The sequence below is a fragment of the Desulfofarcimen acetoxidans DSM 771 genome, assembly GCF_000024205.1.
GTDB lineage: Bacteria > Bacillota > Desulfotomaculia > Desulfotomaculales > Desulfofarciminaceae > Desulfofarcimen > Desulfofarcimen acetoxidans.
On the sequence record NC_013216.1, the window covers coordinates 192,740 to 209,536 of the forward strand.

The 16,797-nt window shown below is 47.3% G+C and carries 15 protein-coding genes; 4 read left to right on the forward strand and 11 right to left on the reverse strand.

The features are described 5' to 3' along the window. Positions 1-30 precede the first annotated feature (30 nt). The gene (locus tag DTOX_RS00865; protein ID WP_012813578.1) at positions 31-948 is read left to right on the forward strand and encodes a LysR family transcriptional regulator; all 918 of its coding nucleotides are present in this window, start codon (positions 31-33) and stop codon (positions 946-948) included. A gap of 231 nt (positions 949-1,179) precedes the next feature. Here the strand turns inward: DTOX_RS00865 and DTOX_RS00870 are convergent, their stop codons facing one another. The 9 genes from DTOX_RS00870 to DTOX_RS00910 all read right to left on the reverse strand — a co-directional run bounded on the left by DTOX_RS00870 (position 1,180) and on the right by DTOX_RS00910 (position 8,740). Then, positions 1,180-2,901, reverse strand: coding sequence for an NADH-dependent [FeFe] hydrogenase, group A6 (locus DTOX_RS00870; protein WP_012813579.1), 1,722 nt, complete (start codon positions 2,899-2,901; stop codon positions 1,180-1,182). A 23-nt stretch (positions 2,902-2,924) separates the two neighbouring features. Further along, positions 2,925-4,718 (reverse strand): NADH-quinone oxidoreductase subunit NuoF, encoded by a 1,794-nt coding sequence (gene nuoF, locus DTOX_RS00875; protein ID WP_012813580.1) that lies wholly within the window; start codon positions 4,716-4,718, stop codon positions 2,925-2,927. 13 nt (positions 4,719-4,731) lie between these two features. Then, positions 4,732-5,091 carry a (2Fe-2S) ferredoxin domain-containing protein gene (locus DTOX_RS00880; protein WP_012813581.1) on the reverse strand — a complete coding sequence of 120 codons (360 nt, stop codon included), beginning with the start codon at positions 5,089-5,091 and terminating at the stop codon, positions 4,732-4,734. Continuing rightward, positions 5,088-5,642 carry an ATP-binding protein gene (locus tag DTOX_RS00885; protein WP_012813582.1) on the reverse strand — a complete coding sequence of 185 codons (555 nt, stop codon included), beginning with the start codon at positions 5,640-5,642 and terminating at the stop codon, positions 5,088-5,090. Before DTOX_RS00885 ends, DTOX_RS00880 begins: the two co-directional genes overlap by 4 nt. A gap of 6 nt (positions 5,643-5,648) precedes the next feature. Further along, positions 5,649-6,146, reverse strand: coding sequence for an NADH-quinone oxidoreductase subunit NuoE family protein (locus DTOX_RS00890; RefSeq protein WP_012813583.1), 498 nt, complete (start codon positions 6,144-6,146; stop codon positions 5,649-5,651). 107 nt (positions 6,147-6,253) lie between these two features. After that, on the reverse strand, positions 6,254-6,604 hold the full coding sequence (locus tag DTOX_RS00895) for a DRTGG domain-containing protein (protein ID WP_012813584.1): 351 nt from the start codon (positions 6,602-6,604) through the stop codon (positions 6,254-6,256). Next, positions 6,604-7,935, reverse strand: a complete 1,332-nt coding sequence (locus tag DTOX_RS00900; RefSeq protein ID WP_012813585.1) for a [Fe-Fe] hydrogenase large subunit C-terminal domain-containing protein — start codon at positions 7,933-7,935, stop codon at positions 6,604-6,606. The genes DTOX_RS00895 and DTOX_RS00900 overlap by 1 nt, the downstream gene beginning before the upstream one ends. Then, entirely contained in the window at positions 7,935-8,363 is a 429-nt protein-coding gene (locus DTOX_RS00905; protein ID WP_015755855.1) for an ATP-binding protein, read from the reverse strand. Before DTOX_RS00905 ends, DTOX_RS00900 begins: the two co-directional genes overlap by 1 nt. A gap of 26 nt (positions 8,364-8,389) precedes the next feature. Then, a complete protein-coding gene (locus DTOX_RS00910) occupies positions 8,390-8,740 on the reverse strand; it encodes a DRTGG domain-containing protein (protein ID WP_015755856.1) in 351 nt (116 codons plus the stop codon). A gap of 390 nt (positions 8,741-9,130) precedes the next feature. Between DTOX_RS00910 and hydE the strand changes: the two genes are divergently transcribed. Together hydE and hydG are read left to right on the forward strand one after the other, a co-directional pair. Beyond that, on the forward strand, positions 9,131-10,180 hold the full coding sequence (hydE, locus tag DTOX_RS00915) for a [FeFe] hydrogenase H-cluster radical SAM maturase HydE (protein ID WP_015755857.1): 1,050 nt from the start codon (positions 9,131-9,133) through the stop codon (positions 10,178-10,180). A 47-nt stretch (positions 10,181-10,227) separates the two neighbouring features. Next, positions 10,228-11,637: a [FeFe] hydrogenase H-cluster radical SAM maturase HydG gene (hydG, locus tag DTOX_RS00920; protein ID WP_015755858.1), complete on the forward strand. Its 1,410-nt coding sequence runs from the start codon at positions 10,228-10,230 to the stop codon at positions 11,635-11,637. A gap of 75 nt (positions 11,638-11,712) precedes the next feature. Here the strand turns inward: hydG and hydF are convergent, their stop codons facing one another. After that, the gene (gene hydF / locus DTOX_RS00925) at positions 11,713-12,939 is read right to left on the reverse strand and encodes a [FeFe] hydrogenase H-cluster maturation GTPase HydF (protein ID WP_015755859.1); all 1,227 of its coding nucleotides are present in this window, start codon (positions 12,937-12,939) and stop codon (positions 11,713-11,715) included. After that, positions 12,923-14,389: an aspartate ammonia-lyase gene (locus DTOX_RS00930; RefSeq protein ID WP_015755860.1), complete on the reverse strand. Its 1,467-nt coding sequence runs from the start codon at positions 14,387-14,389 to the stop codon at positions 12,923-12,925. Before DTOX_RS00930 ends, hydF begins: the two co-directional genes overlap by 17 nt. 769 nt (positions 14,390-15,158) lie before the next feature. Between DTOX_RS00930 and DTOX_RS00935 the strand changes: the two genes are divergently transcribed. Further along, the gene (locus tag DTOX_RS00935) at positions 15,159-16,391 is read left to right on the forward strand and encodes an RNA-guided endonuclease InsQ/TnpB family protein (protein ID WP_015755861.1); all 1,233 of its coding nucleotides are present in this window, start codon (positions 15,159-15,161) and stop codon (positions 16,389-16,391) included. Positions 16,392-16,797: the final 406 nt, after the last annotated feature.

Genomic DNA, 16,797 nt, shown 5'->3' on the forward strand with positions numbered 1-16,797 from the left:
TAAAGATAGTATGAAAAGTGGTGATTATCTGTGAATATTAAACAACTGGAAGCCTTTCTCCAGGTAGCTAGACATAAAAATTTTACTAAGGCCGCTGTTCATTTAATGATGAGCCAGCCGGCAGTTAGTTTTCAAATTAAATCACTGGAGGAAGACCTGCAAATCAATCTTTTTGAACGAAGTGAAAAAAAGGTTGCGCTTACAGAGGCAGGGAGGCTGCTTTACCCCGTGGCTATGCAAATGGTGCGGCAGTATCATAAGATCCGGGCCAGCCTGGATGATTTGAGAAACTTAAAAACCGGTCATCTCCAATTGGGAGCCTGTCCGGCAGCCGGTGAAATTCTGCTGCCCCGGCTGATAGGAGCCTTTCGGGAACAATACCCGGGTGTTAAGATAAGCCTGCAGGTAGGGGGCAGTTCTCAAGTGAACCGCTGGCTCAAGGAACGGGATGTGGTAATGGGGATTTTGAGTATTCCGGTGCAAATCGACGGTGTTGAAGGTCAACCCTGGTTGCGCGATCACCTGGCATTTATTGCGCCAACCTGGCATCCTTGGAATGGCGCCGAAGTTAAGCCGAATGATTTGCTCAGAGAATCCCTGGTGATCAGGGAAACCGGTTCCGGCTCTCGTCAAGTAGCGGAGCAGCAGTTTCTCGAACTAAATTTATCTCTTGAACAGTTTGCGGGTATTCTTGAACTTGGCAGCAACCAGTCTATAATAAATGCTGTGCGGGCGGGGCTTGGCATAGGCCTGGTATCTTCCTGGACGGTCCGGGATGATATAGCAAGGAATAACATTGGGGTGTTTACTGTACCGGGTTTAACCTTTGAATACAATCTTTATCTGGCCTGGAATCAACCCGGAGCAGAAGGCTTGGCTGTCAGTACTTTCCGGCGGTTTTTGCTGAATCATGAAATTACCGGCCGTTTGCTTGATGACATTTCTTAAAAAGAGTTGTAACGATATCCACAAAAATTATGAAGCGGGATATTTATAGTGCACCCGGTTCATATATACAGGCTAAGAAAAGGCTTTGTTTAAATTTTTTGACAGGCATATAAATATATTATAGATGTAGGGGAAAAATGATTGCATTTGCAAAAGGAAAGAGAGAAACCTTCTCTTAAAGAAGTCTCTCTCTTTTAATGCAACTGATTAAACATGTCCTAAAGAATATTACTAAAACTTGCTTCTCTCTGTATAAACGGTATGCAGTAATTGATGGGACTTGTGTCCCAGAGGCTCGCCTAAAAATTCCTTGTAGAGGCTTTGAACAGCCGGGTTTTCATGGGATTTTCTTAAAGGCATGCTCTGGTCGGTGCTATATATGCCGGCGGCCCGCTTGAGCCTGGTTTCTTGGTCGGTGGGAATAGGCTGGCCGCCTCCGCCGATACAGCCGCCGGGACAGCACATGATTTCAATGAAGTGATAAATATCGCCATTCCTAATCTTCTCCAGCAGCTCGCGGGCATTGCCCAAACCGTGAGCCACAGCAACATTCAATATAGTTCCCTTCAAGTCTATGGCCGCTTCCTTAACACCTTCCATGCCCCGGACATCTTTGAATTCAATGGAAGCCAGTGTTTCTCCGGTAACCAGTTCATAACCGGTGCGCAGGGCTGCTTCCATGACACCTCCCGTAGCTCCGAAGATGACCCCGGCGCCAGTGGAGATGCCCAGCGGCTGATCATAGTTTTCCTCCGGCAGGGCCGTGAAGTCTATGCCTGCCTCCTTGAGCATTTTGCCCAGTTCTCTGGTGGTCAGCACCACATCCACGTCCTGATAGCCGCTGCTGTTCATTTCCGGCCGACCCGCCTCATATTTTTTAGCTGTACAGGGCATTATCGAAACAACGAAAATACTGCCCGGGTCAAGCCCTGCTTTTTCCGCGTAATAGGTTTTGGCCAGTGCCCCGAACATTTGCTGAGGTGATTTGCATGTGGACAGGTGGGGCAGCAAATCCGGGTAGTGGTGCTCTATAAATTTGATCCAGCCCGGACTGCAGGAAGTGATTAGAGGAAGTGCTCCTTTCCCGTTAAGTCGCCTGATTAGTTCACTGCCCTCTTCCATAATAGTTAGGTCGGCTGTAAAGTCAGTATCAAAAACCTTATCAAAACCCAAACGCCGTAAAGCTGCCACCATTTTACCTGTTACCAGGCTGCCCGGCTCCAGTCCGAATATTTCTCCGACACTGATCCTGGTGGCCGGAGCAGTTTGCACCACCACATGCTTGGCAGGATCAGCCAGGGCAGACCAGACCTCTTGCACCTGATTTTTTTCTACAATAGCCGCGGTCGGACAGACCAAAGCGCATTGGCCGCAGTTTACACAGGTAGAGTCGCTCAGAGAAGCCAGAAAAGCCGGGGCGATAACTGTATCAAAACCACGCTCCTGAGGTGCAATGGCGGTAACTTTTTGAATGTTCTCGCAGACACTGACACAGCGGCGACAGAGAATGCACTTGCGTGGATCCCTGACCAGTGAAGGGCTGGAGTTATCCGGTTGATAATGCCGGTTAGTGCCCTCAAAGCGCAGCTCCTTAAGACCGAGCTCCGCAGCCACAGCTTGAAGTTCGCAATTAGTGCTGCGGGGGCAGATCAGGCATTCCTGCGGGTGGTTGGACATAATCAGCTCCAGATTGAGTTTTCTGGCCTGTCTTACCTCCGGAGTATTGGTTTTCACCACCATACCCTCAGCCACGGGGGTTACACAGGAGGCCTGCAGTGTGCGTGCTCCCTGCACCTCTACCAGGCAGACCCGGCAGGCACCTGCTTCATTAACCTCTTTCAGGTAGCAGAGAGTAGGAATTCTTATGCCGATCTTTCTGGCGGCTTCCAAAACAGTAGTCCCTGCCCGTGCTTGTACCTGCTGCCCGTCTATGGTGAGTGTTATCTGAGACATTATATTTCCCTCCCTGCTGCAGATCATAAAATAAATATTGAATTGAACTTGCACTTGTCTTTGCATGTCCCGCACTTGATGCATTTGCCCGCATCAATAACATGCGGTTTTTTCTTTTCCCCGCTGATAGCGCCGGCAGGGCAATTTTTGCTGCACAAACCGCAGCCTTTACAGGCCCTTGCATCGATATAGTAGGTAACCAGTGCTTGGCAGGCTCCGGCCGGACATCTTTTGTCTTTTATATGGGCTATATATTCTTCCCGAAAATGCCTGAGCGTGCTTAAAACAGGGTTGGGCGCTGTTTGTCCCAGTCCGCATAAGGCGGAGCTTTTAATGCCCTGGCTGAGCTCTTCCAGCAATTCTATATCACCGTCTTTACCGTTGCCTTCGACGATTCGCTCCATTATTTCCAGCATGCGTTTTGTTCCTATACGGCAGGGAGCGCATTTGCCGCAGGATTCTTCCTGAACAAACTCGAGGAAAAACTTGGCTAAATCCACCATGCAGGTGTCTTCATCTACAATAATCATGCCGCCGGAACCCATAATTGTGCCCAGTTTAACCAGGGAATCATAATCTACCGGAGTGTCCAGATATTCTGCCGGGATACAGCCGCCGGAGGGTCCGCCGGTTTGTACGGCTTTGAATTTTTTGCCGTTAGGTATGCCGCCCCCGATATCATAGATGATTTCCTTTAAAGGAGTACCCATAGGCACTTCAACCAGTCCGGTATTGTTGATTTTGCCGGCCAGGGCAAAAACCTTAGTGCCTTTGCTGTTCTCTGTCCCAATAGCGCTGAACCACTCAGGTCCGTTGAGAATAATTGGGGGTATGTTGGCCCAGGTTTCAACGTTATTAATTACAGTGGGTTTGCCCCAGAGTCCCTCCTGTGCAGGGAAAGGCGGCTTTGGTCTGGGTTCGCCGCGCCGGCCTTCAATAGAAGCCAGCAGGGCTGTTTCTTCACCACAGACAAAGGCGCCTGCTCCTACTCTTATTTCTATATCAAAATTAAAACCGGTACTGAAAATATTTCGGCCCAGCAAACCGTATTCCAGGCATTTGCCGATGGCTGTTTCCAGCCTCTGCACTGCCAGCGGGTATTCCGCGCGCACATAAATAAAGCCTTTTTCCGCTCCGATAGCGTAGCCGCAGATAGCCATGGCCTCCAATACACTGTGCGGGTCCCCTTCCAGAATACTGCGATCCATAAACGCGCCGGGATCACCTTCATCGGCGTTGCATACCACATACTTGGGATTTCCGGAGGCCCGGGCAGTAAATTCCCATTTCAAGCCTGTAGGAAAGCCGGCCCCTCCCCTGCCCCTCAGACCGGAAGCTTTAATAGCCGAAATAACCTCCTCCGGTGAGTATTTTGATAACACTTTGCCTAAGGCCTGGTAGCCGTCCCTGGCAATGTATTCTTCTATGGATTCAGGATTAATCAGTCCGGTGTTGCGCAGGGTGACTCTGGTTTGACGCTTGAAGAATTCCATCCGGTCGAATGTTGCGACCTGTTCTGATTTTCCGGTAGGCCGGTGCAAAAGACGGTCAACTAATTTGCCCTTGAGCAGGTGTTCGGTAACGATATCAGCTGTATCTTCCGGTTTCAGCTTGCGGTAAAAAACCCCGTCAGGAAAAATCAGCACCACCGGACCCAGGTCACAGGGTCCCATGCAGCCGGTTTCCACGACTTTTATTTCATCTTTCAATCCTTGTGCTTGAATATTGGCTATTAACGCGCTTTGCACTGCTTTGCAGTCCGAGGATATACAGCCTGCCCCGGCACAGACAAGTACATGTGACCTATACATACTCATAACGCAATACCTCCTACTCCTCCGGTTTTGTCCACTGTTCTATGACTTTGCCTTCCAGCAGGTGCCTGTTAACAATTTGCCTGGCTTTTTCCTGATCTACATTAATGTAAGTAACTTTTTCCCCACCCTTTTGGATTTGCACCAGCGGTTCCTGTTGGCAGGCTCCCAGACAGCCTGTCTGGGTCAAAGCTATGTCTTTTATATTTTTACTGCTTATTTCTTCGATCAGAGTCTTCATTGTTTCCCTGGCTCCTGCCGCTATTCCGCAGGTACCCATACTGACATTAACGGTAATTTCCTGCTTTCTTTCCCGGATGCTAATTTCCGCCTGAAGTTTGTCCCTCAGCTTGTTCAGATCTTCCAAGGTTCTCAATTATTTCGCCTCCTCTTTAGATTTCTGATGCTTGAATCTAAGTATTCTTGCAGCCAATTCAGCACCGCCGGGGTTGTAAGGGGCACCTTCCCCAGCTGAGCCCGGATTTCTTTAGTATTAAAAACAAAATTTTTTCTTACATGCCGGTGGCGGTAAATCAGGTTAAAACAATGACCGGCAGCCAGCAAAACACTTATGGTAGAGGGCAGGTCACCCAGCGGAGCCCGGTCCATGTGATCATACGGAAAAGATGCGGTAACCTGAGTGCCGTTCGGGGACAGCGGCTCGATTTTCAGACTGCCGCCGCAAGCCTGCACAGCTTCTGACAGGAGAGGTATACCCAGCCCTATTTTTTTAGCTGCCTTGGTAGTGTAAAAGGGATCCGTTATTTTGTTGAGGGCATTTTCACCGATACCTCGACCGTCATCCTTCACCTCAAATTTCAGTAAATTTTTCGCCGGATCCTCTATAACATTGATTTCCAGATTTGCAGCGCCAGCCTCTATTGAATTGCGGGCCAGGTCAAGAATGTGATAAGACAATTCTTCCAATTTGCTCTACTCCTTAGAGTATTTAGCTAAAATACCGTCTATTTTTTCCGGGCGTACCTGTGCGTGAACGTCTTCATTAATTGTTACCACCGGTCCGAGGCCGCAGGCTCCCACGCAGCGAACCATGCCCAGAGAAAACTGTCCGTCACTGGTTGTCCCTCCGGTTTTAATATCAAGTTGATCCTGTATATTATTAATCAGCTGTTTAGCACCTCTTACATAGCAGGCCGTTCCGGTACATACATTAATAGTGTGTTTTCCCTTTGGCAGTACATTAAAGAATGAATAAAAGGAGACAACGCCGTAGACAATGGACAGGGGTACATTAAGTCCTTCCGCTACCCGTACCTGTACCTCGCGTGGGAGATACCCCACCAGTTCCTGGACCCGGTGCAGTACCTGGATCAAGTTGCCGGAGCGGCCGCTTGAAGGTTCAATGATTTTATCCACCTGGGAAAGCAGTTCAGCGCTTAGCTGAGAATGGCATTTGCATTTGTCGCCCACAATAACATACCTCCTTGATTTGGAATTCCGTTTAACTAATCTATGGATGATGTAATTCTTAAAAAAATCAAAACTATTCAGCCATCAGCAAATATTCGGCTAATATATTAGTCGGTTAGTTTTAATTCCAGCAAGTGATATAGCCGTCCCGCTGCGGCAAAATTATTCAAAGGGGTAGTGAAAATCGGAACACCTTCCATCTCCGCGGCTGCCAGTGTTTCTCTGTCAGGTTGCCGGTTGCCGGTAATTATTACCCCGCACAGGTTAAGCAAAGAGGCAACCGCAATAACATTGCGGTGACGGTGAATGGTTATCCATATGTTTCCGGAAAGTGAGTTGGCCAGGACATCGCTGAGCAGATCCCCGCAGTAAGCTCCCCGGATTTCCCGTTTCAAGAATGCCGGATCGGTTAATAGGGTTAGATGCAGAAACTTAATAATTTTTGACCACTGTTCCATCAGGCATCACCTTCTTTAAGTTCTTTTTCCCTCTCTCTGCCCATGGCCGGGGGCTGCTTGTGGGATAGGTCCACTATCTCACGGGCTAAAATCTGCAGCCTTTGACGGAGTTTGAAGATGCAGAAGCTGGTATCCGCGTAGCCCCTGACAATATCCTCCGCCAGTGCCCGGCAGTTTGGAGAGCCGCAAGAACCGCAATCCAGACCGGGTAAATCTTCCGTTATCTTTTCAACTTCTTCCAGCATTTCAATAGCCCGGTTAATATCCTGGTCCAGTTTTAGGGCGGGTCTGGGCAAAATTGGTTTATTCAGGCGTAAGAACTCCGGATCCGTTGATAAACTCTTTGGCCTGTCCGGTTGCAAACTCAGCTTTTTGACCAGGTTATCCATGCGAACGCGTGCTACGAACAGATTTTGAGGCGCCAGCGGGCCGCCGATACAGCCGCCGGTGCAGGCCTGTGCTTCCAGGTAATCTATATCGCTTAAGCCACCTCTTTCAATTTCCTCCAGCACGTTGATAATACTGTGAATACCGTCTACAGCCAGATGTGAGTGGCACCTGATGGCATGGTTTTCTCCTCCGGCTTTTCCCCAGCCCACACCCCTGGCTCCTGATAATAAAGGTAATTGTTTCGTTGATGGTGAATCAAGACTATGCAGCAGTTCGCCGTAGATTACGGACATTGAAATAGCGCCGTCCACATAGGATTTTTCCCCGAATGGTTGTTTTATGGCAGTTACTTTGGCCGGGCAGGGAGTTATAAAAAAGACGCCTATCTGGTTGTCACTGAAGCCATGCTGCTGACGGGCCTTTTCCCTGGCCAGCCCGGCTGAAATTTCCATAGGTGTCTCGATTGGCACTATGTGCTGCAATAGTCCGGGAAAACGCACCTGCATCAGCCTGAGTACGGCCGGACAGGCGGAAGAAATCATGGGCCTTGGATGATCGCGGCTAAGGTAATCTCTCAGAGCCAGTGAAACTGCCTCGGCTCCCAGGGCTACTTCGAAAATATCGTCAAAGCCTATGTTTAAAAGTGCGCCTAATATTTGTTCGGGACTGGTATTAGGCTCAAATTGCGCATAAAGAGAAGGAGCAGGCAGTGCGATGGTGTAATGAAAGTTTTGCAGCTGCTCCAGCCCGTCAGTTGTGGCCAGTTTAGCCCGGTTCGGGCAAATTTTTATGCACTCACCGCAGTCGATACAGCGTTCTTCAATAATTAGAGCCCGTCCTTCCCTTACCCGGATAGCCTCGGTGGGGCAGCGTTTGACGCAATTGGTGCAGCCTTTGCACTTATCTTCGTCCAGTCTTACAGAGTGAAAATATTTCTGCATTATTTCTCACCACTTGTCCTGTTGAATATTATGGCAGTGAGCAGGGTCCCTTGATTAACTTCGGAGGTTAGTTCCATTTGATCCGAGCAGCGCTCAATATTGGGAAGTCCCATACCCGCTCCGAAACCCATTTCTCTGATGTTGGAAGGTGCGGTGGAATAACCCTCCTGCATGGCCAGTTCAATATCGGCTATACCCGGTCCCTCATCCATAACCTTTATCTCCACGGCATCAGGGCTGATTTTTGCAGTCAGTGTACCGGCATAAGCGTGAATAACTACATTAAGTTCGGCCTCATAGGCTACAACTAAGGTTTTCCTGATGGTTTCGACTTCCATCCCAACCATTTGCAGAGCTTTTTTTATTTTTGCTGCCGCTTCCCCGGCCCGGGCAAAGTCCATGCCCTTAATTTCAAATTCCAACTGCAAATATGAACTCACTCCTTAACTGCTCGTTAGTAGCTGCGCAGACCATGCTGGTAAAGAATGCCGCAGCTTTCGAAAAGAAATCGCTTGGTGCTCATCAGGGGAATTTTTTTTTGTCGGGACATTTCAATTATTTCGGTGCCAGGTTTTTTCCCTCTTACAAATACTATAGCTTTAGCCTCAACCATTTCAGCCACCCGGATGATTTGAATATTGGTAAGTCCCGTTAACAACAGGCAGTCAGGTCTGGAAAAACTCAGTGAGTCACTGATTAAATCACAGCCAAAACCATAATTTACAGTAAGGTCTAAAAGTTCTTCACCTGTTATAACTTCAGCTTCTAAAAGTTCATTCACCTGATGCAGTTTGATACTGATCACCTGCCATAAAGTTAATTTATCATATATATGGGTTGTTAATAAAGTTATTGTATTAATATTAATAAGATATTCTTATTGAGTTAATAATAATGCTTTTATTTTGAAAAATCAATCGTTATTAATAAAATAATTACGCAATCTTAAGATAATTTCTATAATAGTTTGGAGCTTCCGGAGGTTTACTATATTATGTTTAAAAATTAATCTTATTTTTAGTCAAAAAAATATTGATTTTATAGAAAAAAAATAATATTCTTTATAATAAATACTTTTTATTGATAGCAATTAATTATGTTTATTGATTTTCTTGTTTTTGAATAAAAATGTTTATGGCTTAGAGTCCTAAAAGGGGCAGCATAAGAGTATAACTCTAAAAGAAGGATGACAGTAATGAACATAGCATCAGAATTTGCTAAAGCTATAAACAAGCAGTTGAGCGGCCTGGTTTTGGAGCACCGGGAAATATTGGCCCTGCTGGCAGCCGGACCCAAGGAACAGCAAGAGCTTTTTGCTTTGGCCGATGCGGTAAGGAAGCGGTATGTGGGTGATGCGGTGCATTTAAGGGGAATTATTGAGTTCTCCAATTATTGCTGCAGGCAGTGCCATTACTGTGGATTAAGGTCTGCTAATAAAGACGTAAAGCGATATCGGCTGGGTGAGGAGGATATTCTCCTGGCTGTCCGGAGGGCGGTTAAGGTGGGCCTTAAAACAGTGGTACTGCAGTCCGGGGAGGATCGGTTTTATTCTCTGGAGCAGTTAGTCCGTATAGTGCGGCTTATTAAGCAGAGTACCGGAATGGCGGTAACCCTGTCACTGGGGGAGCGTTCCTACAGCGACTATGAAAGATTGCGTGAAGCCGGTGCCGATCGCTATCTCTTAAAGCAGGAAACCTCAGATGAGGGGCTTTTTGTCCGGCTAAGGCCGAAAACCACTCTGGCCGGCCGTGTTCAGTGTCTGAAATGGCTTAAAGAACTGGGTTTCGAGATAGGTTCGGGAAATATGGTAGGACTCCCCGGACAAAGTACAGGCACTTTAGCCCGTGATCTGGAGTTAATGCGTGAACTTGATGTAGATATGGCCGGGATTGGGCCTTTTATAGCTCACCCTCAGACACCTTTGGCGGGTATGCCGGGAGGTACCCTGGACATGACGCTAAAAACACTGGCAGTGGCCAGGTTGCTTATGCCGGAGGTAAATTTGCCTTCCACCACGGCTCTGGAAACCCTTTACCCGGGAGGACGAAAGCTGGCCCTGCAATGCGGGGCCAATGTGGTAATGCCTAATATAACACCGGTAAGCTGCCGGCGGCACTATAGTATTTACCCCAATAAAGCTGGAATAAAGGACGAGCCGGAAGAATGTTTGGATAGTGTGAAGAAGCTAATTGCAGAGTTGGGAAGAGTTGTTGGTACGGATCGAGGGGACAGGAATAAAAAGTGAGTGTGGATTGCTGAACAGTTATAATTTTAACGGAAGGAGCTAATAAAATGACTGTTGCTGCGGCAGATTTTATTGATGATCAAAAAATATGGGGGCTTCTGGAGGAAGCTAAGAATGCCGATAATAAAAAAGTAAAGGAAATTATTGAAAAAGCAGTAAAGGCACGGGGGTTAACACCCGGGGAGGCGGCAGTACTGCTTCACCTGGAAGATGCCGCGCTGCTGGAGGAAATGTATGCGGCGGCAAATAAAATTAAAGAGAGTATCTATGGGCGCAGGCTGGTGCTTTTTGCTCCTCTTTATATCAGCAATTACTGTGTTAACAGCTGTGTCTATTGCGGCTATCGCACCCACAGCAAGATTTTTCGCCGCAAACTAACCATGGATGAAATCAAAGAAGAGGTTAAGGTTCTGGAGGGACTGGGTCATAAGCGTTTAGCTCTGGAATTCGGTGAACACCCAGTCGAGTGTCCCATTGATTATGTTTTGGAGGCCATTAGGACGATATATTCCGTTAAGGAGAAAAACGGCAGCATCAGGAGGGTTAACGTAAACATTGCTGCCACTACTGTTGAGGAATACAGGCTTTTAAAGGAGGCAGGGATCGGAACCTACATACTTTTTCAGGAAACATATCATAGGCAAACCTACAGCCGAATGCACCCGGCCGGTCCCAAGCGTGATTATGTCTGGCACACCACGGCTATGGACCGGGCCATGCAGGGCGGTATCGATGATGTCGGTGTGGGAGTCCTCTTTGGATTATATGATTATAAATATGAAGTTATGGGGTTGTTAATGCACGCGCTGCATTTGGAGGAGGCTTTTGGTGTTGGGCCGCACACTATTTCAGTGCCTAGGTTAAAACCGGCAGCCGGGATGGATCTGGAGCAATTTCCTCATCTGGTTTCCGACCGGGATTTTAAGAAATTAATCGCTGTCTTGCGATTGGCTGTTCCCTATACAGGAATGATTCTTTCCACCAGGGAGGGAGCGGACTTTAGAGACGAACTGCTGTCTATAGGTATCTCGCAGATTAGTGCCGGTTCTTGTACCGGTGTGGGCGGCTACCGGAGCCAGTACCGGCAAGGTGCCGGCAAGGAAGAAGATACCCGCCAATTCAATGTGGAGGATAACCGCAGTCCGGACGAGGTCATCCGCAGTATAGCTGAATCGGGCTATATACCCAGCTTTTGCACCGCTTGCTACCGTCAGGGGCGCACCGGGGACCGTTTTATGGCACTGGCCAAGACAGGTGAGATTCAAAATGTCTGTCAACCCAATGCTATTCTTACCTTCCAGGAGTTTTTGCTGGATTATGCCGCACCTGAAACCAGAATTGCCGGCGATAATTTCATTAAGGAGCAGATCAACCAAATACCGGATGGAATAATTCGCCGGAAAACAGAAGAAAAACTGGAGAAAATAAAACAAGGTTGGCGAGACCTATATTTTTAAAAAAAACGGCTATTAAGCCGTTTTTTTTAAATAAATAAGTACCTGATTATAAGAAAATGCTTTAATTTTAAATGTTTATGTCATTTCCTTGTTTTCGTATAACCTCAATACATCCGGGAAAGGAGCCAGCGCCCGCCGTAAAATACCGTGTACATAAGCTATTAAAACCCCGTAATTGACAATGGGTACTCCGGCTGCCTGTGCCGTCATAATGCGGCTGAGCATCTCCCTGCGGTTAATCATACAGCCGCCGCAATGTACAATTAATTTATAGCCGGATAAGTCAGACGGCAATTCAAGCCCGCTGGACCAAGAGAAATGTAATTCCCCTCCTACAATCTGGCGCAGCCAGCGGGGAATTTTTACGGTACCGATATCATCCGCAACCTGGTGGTGAGTGCATGCCTCGGCAATCAGCACTTTATCGCCGGGCTGCAGTTCTTCTACGGCCAGCGCGCCTTCCACCAATGTGGCCAGATCCCCTTTATAACGGGCAAAAAGAATGGAAAAGGACGTCATAAGCACGCCGGGCGGTGTATCCGCATCGACTTTTAAGAAGGCTTGTGAATCAGTGATTACCAACCGGGGGGGCTTCCGCAGCACGCCGAAGGCTGCTTTTAGTTCCCTTTCTTTGACTACCATAGTCAAGCAGTCGTTATCTAACAAGTCACGGATAGTTTGTACCTGCGGCAAGATCAAACGCCCTCTGGGTGCTGCCAGGTCTATAGGCACTACCAGCATGGCCAGTTCACCGGGAGGCACAAGATCTCCGGCAATAGTAGGAGCTACCCATTCCTTGGGAGCCAGTTTAACCATAGCCTGTTTAAGTTCATTAATACCTTTTCCGGTCAGAGCACTGACTTTAACCCAGGTCATATCCGGCAGTGGGAAAGATATTTCCTCCGGCTGAGGCAAAAGATCGATTTTATTGGCAACGCCAATTACCGGAAGTTCCTTTTTTCGGGCAGTTTCTATTAATTCCAGTTCGGTTTTTCCTAAACCTTTTTGCACATCTGCTACCAGCAGTACCAGATCAGTTTTAGCCAGCACGGCCATACTCTTGGCCACCCTTTTTTGTCCCAGTTCTCCTTCATCATCCAGTCCTGCCGTATCAATCAATACTACAGGCCCGATGGGCAGAATTTCCATTGATTTGTATACAGGGTCGGTAGTAGTGCCGGCCACGTTGGAAACAATGGCCAGATTTTGCCTGGTCAGTGCATTAATCAGGCTGGATTTGCCGGCATTACGCCGTCCGAACAGGGCGATATGCAGTCTGGTGCCTCTAGGTGTCTCGTGCATTTTTTCCATCTCCTTGACTGTTGGCCTTTTTAAAGCGATTGGCCAGCTGGCGTGCACCGGCTATACCGGGTCTGGTCAACTCGCGCGGTGCGGCGATAATCTGACACTCTTCTATAGTTAGCAGATTGCGGGCCTGTACCAACTCTACTATGGTTTTATTTTCTTCCCTGGCTTGCTGTGCCAGGGAGGTAGCCTGTTCATAACCTATATAGGGAACCAGAGCGGTAACCAGTACATTGCTTTCTTCCAGCCACCTGCGGCAACGTTCTTCATTGGCAGTTATGCCTCTTATGCACTCGCTGTTCAGAACTCTTGCTGTTTTGGCCAGCATCTCAAGAACATGCAGCAGGTTGTGGGCTATTAAGGGTAAAAAGGCATTTAATTCCAGCCGGCCTCCGGCGCAGGCCTGGCAAATTGTCTGATCAGCCCCCATGACCTGCCAGGACACCTGGATAACCGCTTCCAGGATAACCGGGTTAACTTTTCCCGGCATAATGGAAGAACCAGCCTGGCGGGGGGGCAGATTGATTTCAGCCAAACCTCCGGCAGGGCCGGCAGCCAGCAGCATCAGATCCCCGGCAATTTTGCATAGATTGACGGCGGCAGCTTTGACCAGACCGGAGACCTCGGCGAATATGTCAGCATTCTGGGTAAGGTCAACCATATTTTCTGCACGGGCCAATCCCAACCCGGTGATTTGACGCAGTTCCTCCACTACCTGGTAGATATAGCGGCGCGGGGCGTTGAGACCGGTACCGATGGCCGTACCGCCCAAGTTGATTTGGCGCAGCCGTTCCTCGACCTTGTATAACCGCCACCTGTCACGGGCTATAGCCTCGGCAAAAGCCCCGAACTCCTGCCCCAGGGTAATGGGCAGGGCGTCCTGCAGTTCGGTTCGTCCGAGTTTTAGTATTCCGGCAAATTGCGCTTCTTTTTCCTGCAGGCTTGTCTGCAGCTCGGCCAGAGCTTCGCTTAAATCCAGCACCAGCCGGATGGCTGCGATACGCAGTGCCGTGGGATAAGTATCGTTGGTGGATTGGGAGAGGTTAACCTTGTTTAAGGGGTGAACAAGATCATAATCTCCTTTTTGTCCGCCCAGAAGTTCAATAGCCCGGTTGGCCAGCACCTCATTCATATTCATGTTTGTTGAAGTGCCGGCACCTCCCTGCAGGGCATCCACAATAAACTGTTCAGCCAGCCCGCCCTCAGCCACTTCCTGTGCGGCTGAGCAGATGGCCCTGGCTGTTTCTGCCGGCAAAAGGCTGGCCTGAAGATTTGCCTGTGCTGCGGCCAACTTGACTTCAGCCAGAGCACGGAGTAAGTGTTTATTTACTCCGTAGCCGCTGACAGCAAAGTTTTGACTGGCTCTTAAAGAGTTAATGCCGTAATAAGCCGCTCGCGGCAGCTTAAGCTCACCAAGCAAGTCTTTTTCTACTCGGTAATTTGTCATTTTTACCACCTTAAAAAGTAAATTCTGCAACGGCGTGTTTTATTGAAAAACCGCTTAAAATGACTTTCTTGTTATATATTATTTCTGTTAGTGAATAAGTATATGATTAAGCCGGTGGTTTGTTGTACATTATTATAAATATTGCCGACTTAGGTGGTTTTATTAATATTTTTGATTTATAGAAAATCGCTCCTGAAAACCCACGGGCTTGTCCCGTGGGATGAAAGGAGCGGTCGCCCGGTAGGGCGACAAGTATATACACAAACACTTCCTCTACTGTATAATTGAATCATAAGTAATTACTATAAGCCGGCAACAATGGTAAACATTGAACTAAATAAATACGCTAATTCCCTTAACTACACATCATATAAGGCAATTAAAAGTAAAAATGCCAAATGGATACCATCCAATCAAGTTAATAATTTAATCAGTAGACATGAAAACTATACAACATGAATACCGGCAATACAATATGAAAAAATAACAATTGGTATCACTAGCCTTGGATTTGTCAAATGGGAAAAAGTAAATCTCAAAAATCCAAATGAAACATCATATACACCGGAAGGTAGGAAACTCTATAAAGAACGCGCAAATAAAACTAAATTACTAACGAGAGACGACATAACAATGAGCCTTACACTATCAGAATTGATAGACAATCCTTACCTATCACTATCTATAATAGGCACTGCCGGAAACGTCAGCACTGAGACCATTCGCAAATATATTGAAGCCCAGAAATATTCCGGGAGGAGGTGAAATTGTGAGCAAATGTAAAAATAACCAATCAAAGAAGTCAAAGTCAAAAGGCATCGACATTTTGGTGAATAAATTTCCTGTATACCTAACCCCGGAGCAAACTTCCCTGGCCCGTACCCTGCAAAGAGAGGCAGCCAAAGTATGGAACACAACTTGCATTGTTCACCGTACAATCTATATAAAACATCACTGCTGGCTCGACGAAGGTGCCATGAAAGCATTCGTTAAAGGCAAATACGGTGTTCATTCCCAGTCGGCGCAGGCTATAGTGGAAACTTACTTTGAGTGCTGTGAGCGCACCAGGAAGCTGCGCGAACAAGGGGTTACAGATTGGCGCTATCCCCATCGCAGGAAACGTTTTTTCACTGTAACCTGGAAGCCACTTGGTATAAATTACGAAGGAAAGATGCTGACTCTCTCAAACGGACGCGGCAGGGAATCACTCATACTTAACTTACCCAAAAGGCTCTCCGGAGCCGTCATTAAGCTGGTTCAACTTGTATGGCACCGTAACCTTTACTGGCTGCATGTAACGGTAGAAAAACCGGCCTTGAAAAAAGTACAGGGCGGCGTTACAGCAGCCATTGACCCCGGTGAGGTACATGCTGTAGCTATCACAGACGGTAAGAAATCTTTGGTAGTGAGCGGCAGATTGCTGCGTTCTCTGCACCGGCTCAGGAATAAGGTGCTGCGCAGGTTGCAAAAAGCTATTTCTAAAACTAAAAAAGGCTCAAAACAGCGCAATAAGCTTTTAGCTGCAAAGTACCGGTTTTTGAACAATATTGAGCGCCGAATTGAGCACGTCATACATACCATTTCAACTATTGTTTCAAAATGGTGCTTTGAGCATAACGTCAATACCGTCTATATCGGCAATCCAGAAGGCGTGCGCAAGAAAGACTGCGGTAAAAAGCACAACCAGCGGATGAGTCAATGGACTTTCGGTAAATTACGCAGGATGCTGGAGTATAAGTTAAAGCGTCATGGCATTAAGCTGATATCAGTGGATGAACGCGGTACTTCGGGTACTTGTCCAGCTTGTGCAGAGTATACCAAGCAAACAGGTCGCACCTATAAATGCGGCAAGTGTGGTTTCGCCGGCCCGCACCGGGATATGGTCGGTGCTTCCGGAATTCTGGATAAATCGGTTAACGGTAAATTCACCAAAGGCCGTAAGTTACCTGAGAAGGTCGAATATGCACGGCTGAAGGTGTTGGCACTGAAAAAAACTGCTTAAACGTATCTACGATGAGTAGTAGATGCCCATGGACCGGGCCAAGGCTGTGGTAACACAGTGCTGTAGCTCATGAGAGAGTGTAAGACCTTGCTTTGCCAGGGCAGTTCTCAATGAAATGAGAAACCTTACGGGTAGAAGCCTCCGGGCTCGTCCCGGAGGAGGTTCACTAAAGAGCTATTCTAAGTGAATGTGGTACAATTGCTTTATGTGCATATTATTTTAGCACGCTTTATTTATTTGTGGCAGACTTGCACGGCAATTTTCTGATATATTTGTAATATTTATGGTCAAATAAGAGATCGTATGGCTATATGGTGAAAATTATTATCTCTGTTTTATCCCTGTCCTTTTTTACAGGGGTAACAGTATAAAGCTTATTTTAAATTATCTTATAGCTAATGTAAAT